This is a genomic window from Paenibacillus sp. ALE3, assembly GCF_054113405.1.
The window spans coordinates 4,863,269-4,880,000 of the sequence record NZ_CM134214.1; the positions used below are offsets into that span (position 1 = coordinate 4,863,269).

The following is a 16,732-nucleotide window of genomic DNA, read 5'->3' on the forward strand; positions in this document are numbered from 1 at the left end:
CCTTCGTGCGCTCCTTTCGCATCGGCCGCCTATCCTTTAACCGCTCCTGCAACCATGCCCTTGGTGATTTTTTCGGACAGGACAAAATAAATAATAATGACCGGTAAGGCTCCCATAACTAGAAAAGCACCAATATTGCCGTAGTTCACAGAATACTGGCTGACAAACGTATAAACGCCGAAAGGGAGAGTTTTTAGCTTTTCGGACGAGATAAAGGTGGCAGCCATAATGTATTCATTCCAGATATTAATGAAAGTTAAAATACACACTGTCATGATAGGCGGAATCGAGATGGGTAAGATTACACTGCGGAAGATACGATAAATGCTCGCTCCGTCAATGTAGGCGGATTCTTCAATTTCGTGGGGAATGGACCGCATAAAGCCGGATAGGATGAAGACCGCAATCGGTGTCTGAAAAGCAATGTAGGGTAAAATCAGCGAGAAATACGTATTCAGAATATGGACGTTTTTAAACATCACCATCAGCGGTAGCAGTGTAGCTTGCATGGGGATCATCATCCCGACCAAAAACAACGTCAGTACAACAGCCCCGAAACGCCAGCGAAAACGTGTAATTGCATAAGCAGTCATCGAGCTTAATACAATGACGAACATCATCGTAACCCCAGTCACCAGCACACTGTTTCCTAAATAACGCAAGTAGCTCCCTGATTCATAGGCCTCCTGATAGTTGTGCCACTGGGGCACTTGAGGGAGTGCAAAGAAGCTTGAACTTAATATCTCTTCATTCGTCTTCAACGAATAGGTCAACAACCAAAAGAGTGGATACAGCTGCGTGACCACTAAGACAGCCAACAGGGAGAAGACTCCCGTTTTTTTCAAGGCGTTCAACAGTCCCATCTCCTTTAGCTTACCTTATTTTCGATCCGTTTGAAAACAAAATTTATCACAATTGTAAATGACAAGCAGATTACTACGAGAAATGAAGCCAATGCACTGCCATACCCGTATTTCATAGATAAAAAGGACATATTGTACATATACGTGGATACTGTATCCGTCGCATGGGCCGGTCCTCCACCCGTCATCACCCAGATCAAATCAAACGATTGCAAAGACCCGATAAAGGCTAATACAATAGATATTTTGAAAATAGGCACAATGAGTGGCAACGTAATGTAACGGTCTGCTTTGAATCCTTCTGCCCCATCAATTTTAGCTGCTTCATACAGCTCATTGGGTATATTTTGTACACCGGTAAACTGGATAAGCAAATGGTAGCCAAAATATTGCCACAACGATACAAAATATAGAGCATACATCGCTATCTGCGGTTCCGTCAGCCAAGAGCGTGTCCAGCTTTCCAGCCCGACCGCCATCAAAATACCATTCAGCATCCCACCCATCGAGGCCGGATTATAGATCGTTTTCCACAACTGCCCGATAATGACCACCGATAGAATGACCGGCAGAAAATACATCGTTACCAATGTATTTGCCTTACGCACATAACGATTGAGTAAAATCGCCAGCAGCAGACAGAGTGGAATTTCCAGCATGGAAAATACAGCGAACATCATCGTCCGCTTCACGGACGGCCAGAACACTGGATCGGCTGTAAAAATTCGTTTGAAATTAGCTAGCCCCACAAACTTCGCCTCTGCAATTCCGTTCCAATCTAGCAACCCGCAATACACAGATACCAGAATCGGAACAAATACCATACAGGTATACAGCAACAGGCAGGGCAGCACGAAAACGGCAATCGTGCGTGCCGGCACCTTCAGTACATTCATGCTCTAATCTCCTTTGTGTTGATTCGGAGTATCTTCTGGGGATGCTTAACCATATGTGATTGCGAATCAGGGAAGAGTACCTTCGCTCCCTCCCCTAGAGTCCGCTACTTCAGGATTTTGCAAAATCCTCACTTATTTATTGGCTTCAAAAGTGTTCTGGTGTTCCTTCGCAACTTGCGCAGAGTCTTCTTGTTGCACAAACAGGTTTTGAATGCTACTTAGATGCGCCTGCGCAATAGCCGGATTCATCGTATTATCAAAAGCGAGGTCTCCTCCTTTTACATTTTTGAACAGCTCATTGAGACTAATGGCTAGTTCGGAATAACCCGCTTCCTTCAGATCGCCTTTCATTTTCTGACCACTGCCAATTGCATTTTTCAGATCAAACTGAATCTTGGGCATCTCTGTAATAAAATAGTGCAGAAAGTCCTTCGTCTCCTGTAAATGTTCACTATTCGCAGATACCGCAAACGCGCTACCTGGCGCGATGACATACTCATTTACATTCCCTTTGCCATTCACCGTAGGGAACTGAAACGCTCCGACCTTACCCGCTACCGGGGAAGCATCAATAGAACCTGTTTCCCAAGTGCCCATGATATACATCGCAGCTTTTCCTGTTTTAAAAATATTACCGCCTGCATTATAGTCAATAGATGTGGCTCCATCCGGGAAAGCCCCAGCCTGCACCAATTCCTGGAACGCATCTACAGCTTCCACAAAAGCCGGGTCGTTAAACGTCTTTTTGCCATCCAGCACATCATTAAGGAAGTTTGGTCCTTCATTCGTACGCAACAGAATATTCATAAAAAGGAGGGAACCAGTCCATGAATCCTTTTCCCCAATAGCAATTGGAGTAATTCCCTTCGCTTTTAGTGTCTTGACCGTTGTAATCAGCTCATCAAAGGTAGTCGGCAACTTTTGAATTCCCGCCTGCTCGAACAGCTCTTTGTTGTAAAAGACCACTTCTATATTGTTACCATCCGGAAAAGCATACAGCTTATCATCGAAGCTATAGTAATTAAGAAGGCCATCCTGAAACGTATCTTTTAACCCCTCTTTATCAGCTACATCATTTAATGGTGCCAGTAGCCCGGCATCTACAAATGGCTTCATCTGTGCAGCCGGATTTACAATCGTAATATCCGGTACTTCCTTCGCTGCTGCTTGTGTTTTTAGCTTGAGCTTTTGCTGATCTGTATTTAACGAATCCAATTCAATTTTGACATGAGGATGATCCTGCTCGTATTGACTTACAATCTGCTTAATCATTTTGTACGAAGGGGTGCTCGGATCAGGATTGATGTTTTGAAAAGTAATCGTCACATCCTTCGTTACATTGCCTCCACCCTTTTCCCCTGAATTTCCCGGACCTGCGCTCTGTCCGTTATTACAAGCTGCCAGCGTCAATGCCAAGGCGCCCGCCGCCACAACGGCAAACGCTTTCATCTTTATTCTGCTCATGTTCCTATTCCTCCTCTGGTTGAAGCATTGCGCAATTTATCCTCCTAGTCGGTGGACACTCAATGCCCGCTTGTTCTTTTCATTATGTTCCATAGAAAAGACGTGAACAATGCGTGAACTTAAGGAGAAGGGTTTGTTTTTTTAAGCCCTCATTTGCGTGCTTCAAAATTCATTCATATCATAACTTGCAATTTATCTAGAAGACAGGCATAATATGAATAAGATCGTTATTTGATAATGATTATCATTATTAAATGATAAATACACATAGACTTTAAAGGAGGCAGGACCGCAGTGAAAGAAGCTTTTAGTAAAACCTCCCTGCATATCGATGATTATTTGGATCTTCTCAATCTTGCCGTACAAGTCGGAGATACAAAGTGGCAAAAGGAAATTACCCGTAAACTTCAAGCCTTAAGTGCCCTCCAGGCAGAACAGGTTAAAATAGATTAACATCGCACAGTGATGGATGTCAGTTGAAGCAGCACGTCAGGCAGCAATATACAAGGACAACCAGAATATTGTAGTGCTTTTAAACAAAGGCATGCCATGAGCCTTTCATATGAATGATAAATGAATCGGATATACAAAAAAAGAGCACAGCCATTAAGGCTGTGCTCTTTTTTTGTGCTTGGCGGCGTCCTACTCTCCCAGGACCCTGCGGTCCAAGTACCATCGGCGCTGGAGGGCTTAACGGTCGTGTTCGGGATGGGTACGTGTGGAACCCCTCCGCTATCGCCACCAAACATGAATTTGCCTCGCAAATTCTAACTTCAAGGTTACACCCTGAAAACTGGAACCGAAACTTCCTTGCGTCTTATCTTTAGGATAAGCCCTCGACCGATTAGTATTGGTCAGCTCCATGCATTACTGCACTTCCACCCCCAACCTATCTACCTCGTCGTCTTCAAGGGGTCTTACATACTGGGAAATCTCATCTTGAGGGGGGCTTCACGCTTAGATGCTTTCAGCGCTTATCCCTTCCGTACATAGCTACCCAGCGGTGCTCCTGGCGGAACAACTGGTACACCAGCGGTACGTCCATCCCGGTCCTCTCGTACTAAGGACAGCTCCTCTCAAATTTCCTACGCCCACGACAGATAGGGACCGAACTGTCTCACGACGTTCTGAACCCAGCTCGCGTACCGCTTTAATGGGCGAACAGCCCAACCCTTGGGACCTACTTCAGCCCCAGGATGCGATGAGCCGACATCGAGGTGCCAAACCTCCCCGTCGATGTGGACTCTTGGGGGAGATAAGCCTGTTATCCCCAGGGTAGCTTTTATCCGTTGAGCGATGGCCCTTCCATGCGGTACCACCGGATCACTAAGCCCGACTTTCGTCCCTGCTCGACTTGTAGGTCTCGCAGTCAAGCTCCCTTCTGCCTTTGCACTCTTCGAATGATTTCCAACCATTCTGAGGGAACCTTGGGGCGCCTCCGTTACTCTTTAGGAGGCGACCGCCCCAGTCAAACTGCCCACCTGACACTGTCCTCGTACCGGATCACGGTACCAAGTTAGAACCTAGATACGATCAGGGTGGTATCCCAAGGATGCCTCCTCTCAAGCTGGCGCTCAAGATTCTACGGCTCCCACCTATCCTGTACAGATCGTACCCAAATTCAATATCAAGCTGCAGTAAAGCTCCATGGGGTCTTTCCGTCTTGTCGCGGGTAACCTGCATCTTCACAGGTATTAAAATTTCACCGGATCTCTCGTTGAGACAGCGCCCAAGTCGTTACGCCATTCGTGCGGGTCAGAATTTACCTGACAAGGAATTTCGCTACCTTAGGACCGTTATAGTTACGGCCGCCGTTTACTGGGGCTTCGGTTCATAGCTTCGCTCCAAAGAGCTTACCACTCCCCTTAACCTTCCAGCACCGGGCAGGCGTCAGCCCGTATACTTCGCCTTGCGGCTTCGCACAGACCTGTGTTTTTGCTAAACAGTCGCTTGGGCCTTTTCACTGCGGCCCCCTCGGGCTATTCACCCTACCGAGGCACCCCTTCTCCCGAAGTTACGGGGTCATTTTGCCGAGTTCCTTAACGAGAGTTCTTCCGCGCGCCTTAGAATTCTCTTCTCGCCTACCTGTGTCGGTTTGCGGTACGGGCACCTTCTCCTGGCTAGAGGCTTTTCTTGGCAGTCTGAGATCATGACCTTCGCTACTATAATTTTCGCTCCCCATCACAGCCCAGCCTTAACAATGTGCGGATTTGCCTACACATCAGCCTCACTGCTTAGACGGACATCCATCAGTCCGCGTCACTACCCTACTGCGTCACCCCATCGCTCATCACGGATTACGGTGGTACAGGAATTTCTACCTGTTGTCCTTCGACTACGCCTATCGGCCTCGCCTTAGGTCCCGACTTACCCTGAGCGGACGAACCTTCCTCAGGAACCCTTAGGCTTTCGGCGGATCTGATTCTCACAGATCTTTTCGTTACTCATACCGGCATTCTCACTTGAATGCAGTCCAGCGCTCCTTCCGGTACACCTTCAACCCGCATTCAACGCTCCCCTACCCCTGATGCAAAGCATCAAGCCATAGCTTCGGTGGTGTGTTTAGCCCCGTTACATTTTCGGCGCAGAGTCACTCGACCAGTGAGCTATTACGCACTCTTTCAATGGTGGCTGCTTCTAAGCCAACATCCTGGTTGTCTGTGCAACTCCACATCCTTTCCCACTTAACACACACTTGGGGACCTTAGCTGATGGTCTGGGCTGTTTCCCTTTCGACAATGGATCTTAGCACTCACTGTCTGACTCCCGGAACTAAATCTATGGCATTCGGAGTTTGACTGAGCTTGGTAACCCTTGCGGGCCCCGCACCCAATCAGTGCTCTACCTCCACGATTCTTTTTTCCGAGGCTAGCCCTAAAGCTATTTCGGGGAGAACCAGCTATCTCCGGGTTCGATTGGAATTTCTCCGCTACCCCCACCTCATCCCCGCATTTTTCAACATGCGTGGGTTCGGGCCTCCAGTGCGTGTTACCGCACCTTCACCCTGGACAGGGGTAGATCACCCGGTTTCGGGTCTACGTCCACGTACTTATTCGCCCTATTCAGACTCGCTTTCGCTTCGGCTTCAGCTCTTCACCTTAACCTTGCACGGGAACGTAACTCGCCGGTTCATTCTACAAAAGGCACGCCATCACCCATAGATCGGGCTCTGACTTCTTGTAAGCACACGGTTTCAGGATCTATTTCACTCCCCTTCCGGGGTGCTTTTCACCTTTCCCTCACGGTACTGCTTCACTATCGGTCGCCAGGGAGTATTTAGCCTTGGCAGATGGTCCTGCCGGATTCATACGGGGTTTCACGTGCCCCGCACTACTCGGGATCCGTCTCGGAGGGAACAAGTTTTGAACTACAGGGCTTTTACCTTCTCTGGCGGGCCTTTCCAGACCTCTTCATCTAACCGGTTCCTTTGTAACTCCATGTGAGACGTCCCACAACCCCAAGGAGCAAGCTCCTTGGTTTGGGCTAATCCGCGTTCGCTCGCCGCTACTGACGGAATCACTATTGTTTTCTCTTCCTCAGGGTACTTAGATGTTTCAGTTCCCCTGGTCTGCCTCTCACTCACCTATGAATTCAGTGAGTAGTGACTGTCGATGAAGACAGCCGGGTTTCCCCATTCGGACATCCCCGGATCAAAGCTTGCTTACAGCTCCCCGAGGCCTTATCGTTGTTCGCCACGTCCTTCGTCGGCTCCTGGCGCCTAGGCATCCTCCGTGTGCTCTTTGTAGCTTAACCTAGTATCTACAATGTAAATACGATATGCTACCTTTATTTCACTTGTTTACACAAGATCAGCTTAAAGGAATATTCTAAAACGCAATTTCGTTTCGGTATCCAGTTTTCAAGGTGCAATTTGAGAGTTTGAACTCTCAAAACTGAGCAACGAGTGAGTAAGTTTGAAGCTTATGCTTCATATTTGAATGTTTCCATCGCAGGAAACGATTCTCCATAGAAAGGAGGTGATCCAGCCGCACCTTCCGATACGGCTACCTTGTTACGACTTCACCCCAATCATCTACCCCACCTTCGGCGGCTGGCCCCTTGCGGTTACCTCACCGACTTCGGGTGTTGTAAACTCTCGTGGTGTGACGGGCGGTGTGTACAAGACCCGGGAACGTATTCACCGCGGCATGCTGATCCGCGATTACTAGCAATTCCGACTTCATGTAGGCGAGTTGCAGCCTACAATCCGAACTGAGACCGGCTTTTCTAGGATTGGCTCCACCTCGCGGCTTCGCTTCCCGTTGTACCGGCCATTGTAGTACGTGTGTAGCCCAGGTCATAAGGGGCATGATGATTTGACGTCATCCCCACCTTCCTCCGGTTTGTCACCGGCAGTCTGCTTAGAGTGCCCAGCTTGACCTGCTGGCAACTAAGCATAAGGGTTGCGCTCGTTGCGGGACTTAACCCAACATCTCACGACACGAGCTGACGACAACCATGCACCACCTGTCTCCTCTGTCCCGAAGGAAAGGTCTATCTCTAGACCGGTCAGAGGGATGTCAAGACCTGGTAAGGTTCTTCGCGTTGCTTCGAATTAAACCACATACTCCACTGCTTGTGCGGGTCCCCGTCAATTCCTTTGAGTTTCAGTCTTGCGACCGTACTCCCCAGGCGGAATGCTTAATGTGTTAACTTCGGCACCAAGGGTATCGAAACCCCTAACACCTAGCATTCATCGTTTACGGCGTGGACTACCAGGGTATCTAATCCTGTTTGCTCCCCACGCTTTCGCGCCTCAGCGTCAGTTACAGCCCAGAGAGTCGCCTTCGCCACTGGTGTTCCTCCACATCTCTACGCATTTCACCGCTACACGTGGAATTCCACTCTCCTCTTCTGCACTCAAGCTCCCCAGTTTCCAGTGCGACCCGAAGTTGAGCCTCGGGATTAAACACCAGACTTAAAGAGCCGCCTGCGCGCGCTTTACGCCCAATAATTCCGGACAACGCTTGCCCCCTACGTATTACCGCGGCTGCTGGCACGTAGTTAGCCGGGGCTTTCTTCTCAGGTACCGTCACTCTTGTAGCAGTTACTCTACAAGACGTTCTTCCCTGGCAACAGAGCTTTACGATCCGAAAACCTTCATCACTCACGCGGCGTTGCTCCGTCAGGCTTTCGCCCATTGCGGAAGATTCCCTACTGCTGCCTCCCGTAGGAGTCTGGGCCGTGTCTCAGTCCCAGTGTGGCCGATCACCCTCTCAGGTCGGCTACGCATCGTCGCCTTGGTAGGCCATTACCCCACCAACTAGCTAATGCGCCGCAGGCCCATCCACAAGTGACAGATTGCTCCGTCTTTCCTCCTTCTCCCATGCAGGAAAAGGATGTATCGGGTATTAGCTACCGTTTCCGGTAGTTATCCCTGTCTTGTGGGCAGGTTGCCTACGTGTTACTCACCCGTCCGCCGCTAGGTTGTTTAGAAGCAAGCTTCTAAACAACCCCGCTCGACTTGCATGTATTAGGCACGCCGCCAGCGTTCGTCCTGAGCCAGGATCAAACTCTCCATTAAAGACCAACCGAAGTTGGTTATAGAAAGAGCGATTAGCTCATGTTGAAACTGACGAGATAAAATATCTCATTGTTGATTTTGCGAACAAAATCAATTTACTCACTCGTTGTTCAGTTTTCAAAGATCAAATTCTTTTTCGCTGCGTTTTTCAGCAGCTATAAGATCATATCATGTTCGTTCCAAAAATGCAAGAGTTATTTTTTTCTCTTCTTTTCGAAGATTGTTTCGCCCTAGTTATTCTTTTTCGAAACGGCTGTTTTGTTGTCAGCTCAAATAATATACCATTTTCAACTACAGAATACAACTTGTAATATTTTACAAATATCCAATATCTGAATTTTATTTGCTAATAGTCAGCTATTTCAACATGTACTACTTTTAAAAAAACTATATCGTTGATTTGCCGCTAAACGCGTCGTCGATTTTTTTGATATTTATAATACTCGTTCCTTTTATTTGCTTATTGTCAGAAGACTTACAATTAGACGGAGTCTTTTAGCCCCCCGCCTAACGATGCTCATCATTTTATAACCTACAAACCTCATGGGCACATTGGCCATACGAAGGACAACAGCACATGGCACGCAACACCTTCAGGTCATGAATGACGATTTTTCCGTCTCTCGTATCCAAGGTTCCCTGCTCTTTTAGCGAGCTCAGCATCCGATTCACACTTTCGCGCGTTGCTCCAATCATCTCGCCCAGTTCGGAGTGACTTAGCTTCATGTTCAGTAAAATGCCATCCTTCACAGCTACACCACATGTATTACTTGCACGGATCAGTGTAGACGCTAGTGCCCCCGTTTTACCATACAACAGTAAGTCCCGAAACCGTGATTGCATAATTCGTTGCTTCATTGCCATCCACTGTATGAACTGAAGCGCCATTTCCCCGTTCTTAGACAGGAGTGACTCCAGGTCCTTAACAAGCACAACACCTAACTCACACACATCGGCTGTTTCTGCAGTACAACTATACTCTTCCCCATCTATCCCACTAAACTCCCCGATCAAATCGCCTTGGTGCTGAATAGTCAGAATCAATTCTTTACCGTCTTCTGTCGATTTACGGAGTTTAACATGACCCGAATGTATATAATAAAGCTGCTCCGCATCATCACCCTCTCGAAAAAGCATAACGCCTGCCTTTACCTTCTTCCACGACATAATATCTTTTAACAGCTCAAAATGCTCTTCCGTCAGAAAAAGCTGAATCCCCGTGCGCTGCGTTTCGTCCCTAAACCGTTCCATACAAGTGGCTTGCATATTAGCGTCCTCCTCGTGTTTACCTGATATCTTTATCATAATGTTTTGATTCCTGGGTTGTTATCGGGAGAACACCTGATTTTGCACCTCCCTACTCCCTGATTTGCAGTGATAAATATCACTTCCAGGATTATCTAACGCCCCATTTATCGCCCCACCTCTTATTGATTACCCAGTCTAATGAAAAGTCAGTGTTTCCTGCGCCTATAGATCAGGGGGTTCCCTGAATTACTTTTGTACCTGTCGGAATTACAATAAATTAGAGCTACAGTTGGTTAAGATAAAGGATGTGTCTTCTATGCTACAAATAACGGATGAAATGCGAAATGAACTGAACCAGTTGCGAGATCATGTTTATGGGGATCTCACTGCACTTGCATTTATGTCCAAGTCAGGGGGTAAGTTGCATTGGTATTATGCCTCCGGCAGCCGAAACAATCGCTATCGCCTTATCTCTTTTAAAGTCGGTCATGGGATTGCCGGGATGGCTGTTCGTCTAGGGCGTACCGTAACCGTTAGCGCTTTAATATCAGGCAGTATACGTTTACGTCAAGAATGTGCGCTTATGCTGGCCGAACAGTTACATTCTGCAGTAGCCATTCCCATTTCCAGTACAGGAGACTTGCCAAACGGTGTGCTACTTGTTGGTAACCGTGAAGTGAGAACATTCACCGAATCTGATGTAGCCAAGGCCACTCAAGTCGCACATCGCCTTGGCCAGCTATGTGCTCTCCCTCTCACTCCATAGATTGATATTTGAAGAAAAATAAAATTATAAATATAAGTGAACATGAACAGCTCATCTAACTATCTCTGTTGATTGAAATCCCTAAAATTTGCTATGATTATGACAAAACGCACGGTTTTTTTACCGTTCGAGGGGATGACTAATTGATTCGTATACTAGTAGTGGATGATCATGTTGTCGTACGTTCTGGCCTCATGGCCCTATTGGACGGCAAAAACGGTATTAAGGTAGTAGGAGATGCAGCAGACGGGGATGAAGCAATCCGCAAAGCGGTGGAGCTACAACCTAATGTCGTGCTCATGGATTTTAGTATGCCACCTGGCAAAGATGGCCTCACGGCAACCACCGAATTAAAAAGACAGTTGCCGGATACAGAAGTGCTTATTTTAACGATGCATGATGATGAGGAATATCTGTTCCGAGCCATTCAAGCCGGAGCATCTGGATATATTTTAAAAAGTGCACCTCATGAGGAATTACTCGCTGCCATCCAGTCTGTGGCCGAAGGCAGTGCCTATCTATACCCCAATGCAACCAAACGCCTGATGAGTGAATATCTGGACAAAATCAAACAAGAGGGCATAGCCGGACCGTATGAATCCCTGTCTGAGCGGGAAAAAGAGATCCTATCATGGGTAGCCAAAGGATATGCCAACAAGGAAATTGCCGAACACCTGGTGATTAGCGTCAAAACCGTAGAGTCCCACAAAAGCAACCTTATGGAGAAGCTTAACTTGAAAACACGGCCTGAGTTGGTCAAATTTGCACTGAAAAAGGGGTTGCTCCATTATGAATGAACCTTCTAACCCTTTACTGCAGCCCGCCTTTGGGGAGTCAACCGATAAACTACTGAATGATTTGGAAATTCATATACCAGATTCTCCTTTTCTCCATGTACTGCGTAGTTCTCTCCACCAGCTATCCAATCTTAAATTTGCTCTAGATACATCTTCCATCGTTGCTCTGACCGATCATCGAGGAATTATTCAGTACGTAAACGATAAGTTCTGTGAGATTTCGCAATATAGTCGTGAAGAATTGATCGGGCAGGATCATCGTCTCATTAATTCGGGCTATCATACTCGAGCCTTCATGAAGAACCTGTGGACTACGATCCGTTCTGGTGAGGTATGGCAGGGAGAAATACGAAATCGTGCTAAAGATAACAGCTACTACTGGGTGAATACTACGATTGTTCCATTTATGGACGAGGAAGGTAAACCCTATCAGTACTTAGCGATCCGTAATGAAGTAACTAAATTAAAAAAAGTAGAGGCAGAGCTTCAGACCATGATGACGCAAGTCATGCAAATACAGGAGGAAGAGCGTAAACGCTTTTCAAGAGAGCTTCATGATGGGATTGGTCAAAGCCTGTTTTCACTTATTATTCAACTAGATAGCCAACTAGCTGAACAGCCCAGTGCTACTCTGGAAAATCTGCGTACACAGGTAACTGATATCATTAAAGATGTTCGTGGCTTAGCGTGGGAACTTCGTCCCTCAGTTCTGGATGATTTGGGTGTCGTACCGGCCCTAAGAACTTATATTGAAAATTTCTGTTCGCATTACGGAATCGAAGTGCATTTTCAATGTACTTTACGTAAACGCCTTGATATCCGAAAAGAAATAGCAATCTATAGAATTGTACAAGAAGCACTGACGAATGTGGCTAAATACGCAGATGTAGCAGAAGCATACGTTGATGTAGAGGATCAAGACGAAATAATAAAAGTAACTATTCGGGATGAGGGTATGGGCTTCTCTGGAGAATCCAAAGGAGAGGGAGTTGGATTGTTCAGCATGGAAGAACGAGCTAGAGGAGTAGGCGGCTTCATGAGCATGACTTCTGCTCCAAATCGGGGAACCTCCATCCAACTAACCATTCCAGTGTAAAATCTGTGCACTAGATCAGTTATCGGTGTATCCCCCTGCAGGAACAGGAGAGATACACCGATGGCAAGCACTAACAATAGCCATCACTTTGTGGAATCTATGGAATATAAATGTACAAAAAAAAGAGAGAGCTCTGTCCCCAGACAGGCTCTCTTTATTTATAAGGTGTCACCACTGAGGCAACAAGAATCCGCTATAGCAAAAAGCGGGTGATGGGAATCGAACCCACGCTACCAGCTTGGAAGGCTGGAGTTCTACCATTGAACTACACCCGCAAATCAGTATCGGGATGACACGATTTGAACATGCGACCCCCTGGTCCCAAACCAGGTGCTCTACCAAGCTGAGCTACATCCCGACATTATACATTTTTTAAGAAATGGCGCGCCCTGAGAGATTCGAACTCCCGGCCTTTTGATTCGTAGTCAAACGCTCTATCCAGCTGAGCTAAGGGCGCATATTAAATTCCATAATGAGCAGTTAAGGCGCCACCCAGATTTGAACTGGGGATGAAGCTTTTGCAGAGCTTTGCCTTACCACTTGGCTATGGCGCCGTATGGATAATGGAGCGGACGACGGGAATCGAACCCGCGACCCTCGCCTTGGCAAGGCGATGCTCTACCGCTGAGCCACGTCCGCAAAATATGGTGCGGTCGAGAGGACTCGAACCTCCACGGGGGGTTAGCCCACACGGACCTGAACCGTGCGCGTCTGCCAATTCCGCCACGACCGCAAAATAATTTATAAATGGTGAGCCATGAAGGACTCGAACCTTCGACACCCTGATTAAAAGTCAGGTGCTCTACCAACTGAGCTAATGGCTCTTAATGGCTGGGGATATAGGATTTGAACCTATGCATGACGGAGTCAAAGTCCGTTGCCTTACCGCTTGGCTAATCCCCATTAAATTAAGAATCAAAGGGCGGCCGATGGGGCTTGAACCCACGAATGCCGGAGTCACAGTCCGGTGCGTTAACCACTTCGCCACGACCGCCATATGATTATAAAACTGGTGGAGGATGATGGATTCGAACCACCGAACCCGTAAGGGAGCAGATTTACAGTCTGATGCGTTTGGCCACTTCGCTAATCCTCCAAAATGGTGCCGGCGAGAGGACTTGAACCCCCAACCTACTGATTACAAGTCAGTTGCTCTACCAATTGAGCTACACCGGCACATTACCAATTCCCACTTGAAAGGTGGCTCGGGACGGAATCGAACCGCCGACACGAGGATTTTCAGTCCTCTGCTCTACCGACTGAGCTACCGAGCCATATTTAATTTTATAACTATACCATATAGTTCGTACTATATGCATTTAAATGGCGGAACTGACGGGATTCGAACCCGCGATCTCCTGCGTGACAGGCAGGCATGTTAGGCCTCTACACCACAGTTCCAGAGGCATTTCCAATAGGAAATTAATTGCGGGGGCAGGATTTGAACCTACGACCTTCGGGTTATGAGCCCGACGAGCTACCGAACTGCTCCACCCCGCGATATAAAATATGGTGGAGGCTGAGGGGATCGAACCCCCGACCCTCTGCTTGTAAGGCAGATGCTCTCCCAGCTGAGCTAAGCCTCCATAATTATGACCCGTAGGGGATTCGAACCCCTGTTACCTCCGTGAAAGGGAGGTGTCTTAACCCCTTGACCAACGGGCCTTACAAAATAAATTCTGATTTAATAAATTTATGGCGGAGAGAGAGGGATTCGAACCCTCGCACCACTTTCGCAGTCTAACCCCTTAGCAGAGGGTCCCCTTATAGCCACTTGGGTATCTCTCCGAGTAGCGGCAGAGGGGATCGAACCCCCGACCTCACGGGTATGAACCGTACGCTCTAGCCAGCTGAGCTACGCCGCCACCTTATATATAAAATTCAGAAGTATTAAAAATATGGCTCCCCGAACAGGACTCGAACCTGTGACAACTCGATTAACAGTCGAGTGCTCTACCAACTGAGCTATCAGGGAATATTGGTGGAGCCAAGGGGGATCGAACCCCTGACCTCCTGCGTGCAAGGCAGGCGCTCTCCCAGCTGAGCTATAGCCCCAAACTTTTAGTCAATCTAGAAATGGTGGGCCTTAGTGGACTCGAACCACCGACCTCACCCTTATCAGGGGTGCGCTCTAACCAGCTGAGCTAAAGGCCCTAATTCATTAAATTTTATCATCCTTTAAAGGATTTTGCTTGGCGGCGTCCTACTCTTCCAGGACCCTGCGGTCCAAGTACCATCGGCGCTGGAGGGCTTAACGGTCGTGTTCGGGATGGGTACGTGTGGAACCCCTCCGCTATCGCCACCAAACATGAATTTGCCTCGCAAATTCTAACTTCAAGGTTACACCCTGAAAACTGGATCCGAAACTTTATTGCGTCTTATCTTTAGGATAAGCCCTCGACCGATTAGTATTGGTCAGCTCCATGCATTACTGCACTTCCACCCCCAACCTATCTACCTCGTCGTCTTCAAGGGGTCTTACATACTGGGAAATCTCATCTTGAGGGGGGCTTCACGCTTAGATGCTTTCAGCGCTTATCCCTTCCGTACATAGCTACCCAGCGGTGCTCCTGGCGGAACAACTGGTACACCAGCGGTACGTCCATCCCGGTCCTCTCGTACTAAGGACAGCTCCTCTCAAATTTCCTACGCCCACGACAGATAGGGACCGAACTGTCTCACGACGTTCTGAACCCAGCTCGCGTACCGCTTTAATGGGCGAACAGCCCAACCCTTGGGACCTACTTCAGCCCCAGGATGCGATGAGCCGACATCGAGGTGCCAAACCTCCCCGTCGATGTGGACTCTTGGGGGAGATAAGCCTGTTATCCCCAGGGTAGCTTTTATCCGTTGAGCGATGGCCCTTCCATGCGGTACCACCGGATCACTAAGCCCGACTTTCGTCCCTGCTCGACTTGTAGGTCTCGCAGTCAAGCTCCCTTCTGCCTTTGCACTCTTCGAATGATTTCCAACCATTCTGAGGGAACCTTGGGGCGCCTCCGTTACTCTTTAGGAGGCGACCGCCCCAGTCAAACTGCCCACCTGACACTGTCCTCGCACCGGATCACGGTACCAAGTTAGAACCTAGATACGATCAGGGTGGTATCCCAAGGATGCCTCCTCTCAAGCTGGCGCTCAAGATTCTACGGCTCCCACCTATCCTGTACAGATCGTACCCAAATTCAATATCAAGCTGCAGTAAAGCTCCATGGGGTCTTTCCGTCTTGTCGCGGGTAACCTGCATCTTCACAGGTATTAAAATTTCACCGGATCTCTCGTTGAGACAGCGCCCAAGTCGTTACGCCATTCGTGCGGGTCAGAATTTACCTGACAAGGAATTTCGCTACCTTAGGACCGTTATAGTTACGGCCGCCGTTTACTGGGGCTTCGGTTCATAGCTTCGCTCTTGCGAGCTTACCACTCCCCTTAACCTTCCAGCACCGGGCAGGCGTCAGCCCGTATACTTCGCCTTGCGGCTTCGCACAGACCTGTGTTTTTGCTAAACAGTCGCTTGGGCCTTTTCACTGCGGCCCCCTCGGGCTATTCACCCTACCGAGGCACCCCTTCTCCCGAAGTTACGGGGTCATTTTGCCGAGTTCCTTAACGAGAGTTCTTCCGCGCGCCTTAGAATTCTCTTCTCGCCTACCTGTGTCGGTTTGCGGTACGGGCACCTTCTCCTGGCTAGAGGCTTTTCTTGGCAGTCTGAGATCATGACCTTCGCTACTACAATTTTCGCTCCCCATCACAGCCCAGCCTTAACGATGTGCGGATTTGCCTACACATCAGCCTCACTGCTTAGACGGACATCCATCAGTCCGCGTCACTACCCTACTGCGTCACCCCATCGCTCATAACGGATTACGGTGGTACAGGAATTTCTACCTGTTGTCCTTCGACTACGCCTATCGGCCTCGCCTTAGGTCCCGACTTACCCTGAGCGGACGAACCTTCCTCAGGAACCCTTAGGCTTTCGGCGGATCTGATTCTCACAGATCTTTTCGTTACTCATACCGGCATTCTCACTTGAATGCAGTCCAGCGCTCCTTCCGGTACACCTTCAACCCGCATTCAACGCTCC

8 protein-coding genes, 21 tRNA genes and 5 rRNA genes (1 of these 34 only partly in view) are annotated in these 16,732 nt (G+C 48.3%); 4 read left to right on the top strand and 30 right to left on the bottom strand.

Translation table 11 applies throughout. The annotated features are described in order from the left end of the window. Nucleotides 1–29: 29 nt before the first annotated feature. The 3 genes from ACXHJ2_RS21785 to ACXHJ2_RS21795 all read right to left on the bottom strand — a co-directional run bounded on the left by ACXHJ2_RS21785 (nucleotide 30) and on the right by ACXHJ2_RS21795 (nucleotide 3,223). Nucleotides 30–863 carry a carbohydrate ABC transporter permease gene (locus ACXHJ2_RS21785; protein WP_376740010.1) on the bottom strand — a complete coding sequence of 278 codons (834 nt, stop codon included), beginning with the start codon at nucleotides 861–863 and terminating at the stop codon, nucleotides 30–32. Nucleotides 864–868: 5 nt separating this feature from the next. Continuing rightward, nucleotides 869–1,759 (bottom strand): carbohydrate ABC transporter permease, encoded by an 891-nt coding sequence (locus ACXHJ2_RS21790; protein WP_013369028.1) that lies wholly within the window; start codon nucleotides 1,757–1,759, stop codon nucleotides 869–871. A gap of 132 nt (nucleotides 1,760–1,891) precedes the next feature. Further along, on the bottom strand, nucleotides 1,892–3,223 hold the full coding sequence (locus tag ACXHJ2_RS21795) for an extracellular solute-binding protein (protein ID WP_058711592.1): 1,332 nt from the start codon (nucleotides 3,221–3,223) through the stop codon (nucleotides 1,892–1,894). A 294-nt stretch (nucleotides 3,224–3,517) separates the two neighbouring features. Between ACXHJ2_RS21795 and ACXHJ2_RS21800 the strand changes: the two genes are divergently transcribed. Beyond that, nucleotides 3,518–3,676: a hypothetical protein gene (locus tag ACXHJ2_RS21800; protein ID WP_165083777.1), complete on the top strand. Its 159-nt coding sequence runs from the start codon at nucleotides 3,518–3,520 to the stop codon at nucleotides 3,674–3,676. Between the two features lie 176 nt (nucleotides 3,677–3,852). Here the strand turns inward: ACXHJ2_RS21800 and rrf (ACXHJ2_RS21805) are convergent. The 4 genes from rrf (ACXHJ2_RS21805) to ACXHJ2_RS21820 form a co-directional block, all read right to left on the bottom strand. Further along, nucleotides 3,853–3,969, bottom strand: a 5S ribosomal RNA gene (rrf, locus tag ACXHJ2_RS21805). Nucleotides 3,970–4,047: 78 nt separating this feature from the next. Further along, nucleotides 4,048–6,976, bottom strand: a 23S ribosomal RNA gene (locus ACXHJ2_RS21810). 217 nt (nucleotides 6,977–7,193) lie between these two features. After that, a 16S ribosomal RNA gene (locus ACXHJ2_RS21815) occupies nucleotides 7,194–8,747 on the bottom strand. The 16S, 23S and 5S rRNA genes sit together here, the layout of an rRNA operon. A 525-nt stretch (nucleotides 8,748–9,272) precedes the next feature. Beyond that, the gene (locus ACXHJ2_RS21820; protein ID WP_064962656.1) at nucleotides 9,273–10,013 is read right to left on the bottom strand and encodes a Crp/Fnr family transcriptional regulator; all 741 of its coding nucleotides are present in this window, start codon (nucleotides 10,011–10,013) and stop codon (nucleotides 9,273–9,275) included. A 298-nt stretch (nucleotides 10,014–10,311) separates the two neighbouring features. Here ACXHJ2_RS21820 and ACXHJ2_RS21825 point away from each other — a divergent pair, with 298 nt between their 5' ends. The 3 genes from ACXHJ2_RS21825 (at nucleotide 10,312) to ACXHJ2_RS21835 (ending at nucleotide 12,654) form a co-directional block, all read left to right on the top strand. After that, on the top strand, nucleotides 10,312–10,761 hold the full coding sequence (locus tag ACXHJ2_RS21825) for a GAF domain-containing protein (protein ID WP_165084688.1): 450 nt from the start codon (nucleotides 10,312–10,314) through the stop codon (nucleotides 10,759–10,761). A gap of 143 nt (nucleotides 10,762–10,904) precedes the next feature. Continuing rightward, nucleotides 10,905–11,558: a response regulator gene (locus tag ACXHJ2_RS21830; protein WP_165084690.1), complete on the top strand. Its 654-nt coding sequence runs from the start codon at nucleotides 10,905–10,907 to the stop codon at nucleotides 11,556–11,558. Next, nucleotides 11,551–12,654: a PAS domain-containing sensor histidine kinase gene (locus ACXHJ2_RS21835; protein ID WP_165084692.1), complete on the top strand. Its 1,104-nt coding sequence runs from the start codon at nucleotides 11,551–11,553 to the stop codon at nucleotides 12,652–12,654. Before ACXHJ2_RS21830 ends, ACXHJ2_RS21835 begins: the two co-directional genes overlap by 8 nt. 204 nt (nucleotides 12,655–12,858) lie before the next feature. Here ACXHJ2_RS21835 and ACXHJ2_RS21840 read toward each other — a convergent pair. The 23 genes from ACXHJ2_RS21840 to ACXHJ2_RS21950 all read right to left on the bottom strand — a co-directional run. Beyond that, a tRNA-Gly gene (locus ACXHJ2_RS21840) sits at nucleotides 12,859–12,929 on the bottom strand. A 9-nt stretch (nucleotides 12,930–12,938) separates the two neighbouring features. Then, nucleotides 12,939–13,012 (bottom strand) — tRNA-Pro (locus ACXHJ2_RS21845). Between the two features lie 22 nt (nucleotides 13,013–13,034). Then, a tRNA-Arg gene (locus tag ACXHJ2_RS21850) sits at nucleotides 13,035–13,111 on the bottom strand. A gap of 26 nt (nucleotides 13,112–13,137) precedes the next feature. Continuing rightward, a tRNA-Cys gene (locus ACXHJ2_RS21855) sits at nucleotides 13,138–13,208 on the bottom strand. 10 nt (nucleotides 13,209–13,218) lie between these two features. Continuing rightward, a tRNA-Gly gene (locus ACXHJ2_RS21860) sits at nucleotides 13,219–13,293 on the bottom strand. A 6-nt stretch (nucleotides 13,294–13,299) separates the two neighbouring features. Further along, nucleotides 13,300–13,387, bottom strand: a tRNA-Leu gene (locus ACXHJ2_RS21865). A gap of 15 nt (nucleotides 13,388–13,402) precedes the next feature. Next, nucleotides 13,403–13,478: transfer RNA gene (locus tag ACXHJ2_RS21870), tRNA-Lys, on the bottom strand. 4 nt (nucleotides 13,479–13,482) lie between these two features. After that, nucleotides 13,483–13,557 (bottom strand) — tRNA-Gln (locus ACXHJ2_RS21875). 18 nt (nucleotides 13,558–13,575) lie between these two features. Next, a tRNA-His gene (locus tag ACXHJ2_RS21880) sits at nucleotides 13,576–13,648 on the bottom strand. A gap of 16 nt (nucleotides 13,649–13,664) precedes the next feature. Next, nucleotides 13,665–13,750, bottom strand: a tRNA-Tyr gene (locus ACXHJ2_RS21885). 4 nt (nucleotides 13,751–13,754) lie between these two features. After that, a tRNA-Thr gene (locus tag ACXHJ2_RS21890) sits at nucleotides 13,755–13,830 on the bottom strand. A 25-nt stretch (nucleotides 13,831–13,855) separates the two neighbouring features. After that, nucleotides 13,856–13,928 (bottom strand) — tRNA-Phe (locus ACXHJ2_RS21895). A gap of 50 nt (nucleotides 13,929–13,978) precedes the next feature. Beyond that, a tRNA-Asp gene (locus ACXHJ2_RS21900) sits at nucleotides 13,979–14,055 on the bottom strand. A 25-nt stretch (nucleotides 14,056–14,080) separates the two neighbouring features. Next, nucleotides 14,081–14,154 (bottom strand) — tRNA-Met (locus ACXHJ2_RS21905). Nucleotides 14,155–14,164: 10 nt separating this feature from the next. Beyond that, nucleotides 14,165–14,240: transfer RNA gene (locus ACXHJ2_RS21910), tRNA-Val, on the bottom strand. A 7-nt stretch (nucleotides 14,241–14,247) separates the two neighbouring features. Beyond that, nucleotides 14,248–14,319: transfer RNA gene (locus ACXHJ2_RS21915), tRNA-Glu, on the bottom strand. 31 nt (nucleotides 14,320–14,350) lie between these two features. Then, nucleotides 14,351–14,442, bottom strand: a tRNA-Ser gene (locus ACXHJ2_RS21920). A 3-nt stretch (nucleotides 14,443–14,445) separates the two neighbouring features. Continuing rightward, nucleotides 14,446–14,519: transfer RNA gene (locus tag ACXHJ2_RS21925), tRNA-Met, on the bottom strand. Between the two features lie 34 nt (nucleotides 14,520–14,553). Beyond that, nucleotides 14,554–14,629, bottom strand: a tRNA-Asn gene (locus ACXHJ2_RS21930). 4 nt (nucleotides 14,630–14,633) lie between these two features. Then, a tRNA-Ala gene (locus ACXHJ2_RS21935) sits at nucleotides 14,634–14,709 on the bottom strand. A gap of 22 nt (nucleotides 14,710–14,731) precedes the next feature. Next, nucleotides 14,732–14,808, bottom strand: a tRNA-Ile gene (locus tag ACXHJ2_RS21940). Nucleotides 14,809–14,844: 36 nt separating this feature from the next. Then, a 5S ribosomal RNA gene (gene rrf, locus ACXHJ2_RS21945) occupies nucleotides 14,845–14,961 on the bottom strand. Nucleotides 14,962–15,039: 78 nt separating this feature from the next. Next, nucleotides 15,040–16,732: ribosomal RNA gene (locus ACXHJ2_RS21950) — 23S ribosomal RNA — on the bottom strand (it continues 1,236 nt past the right edge of the window).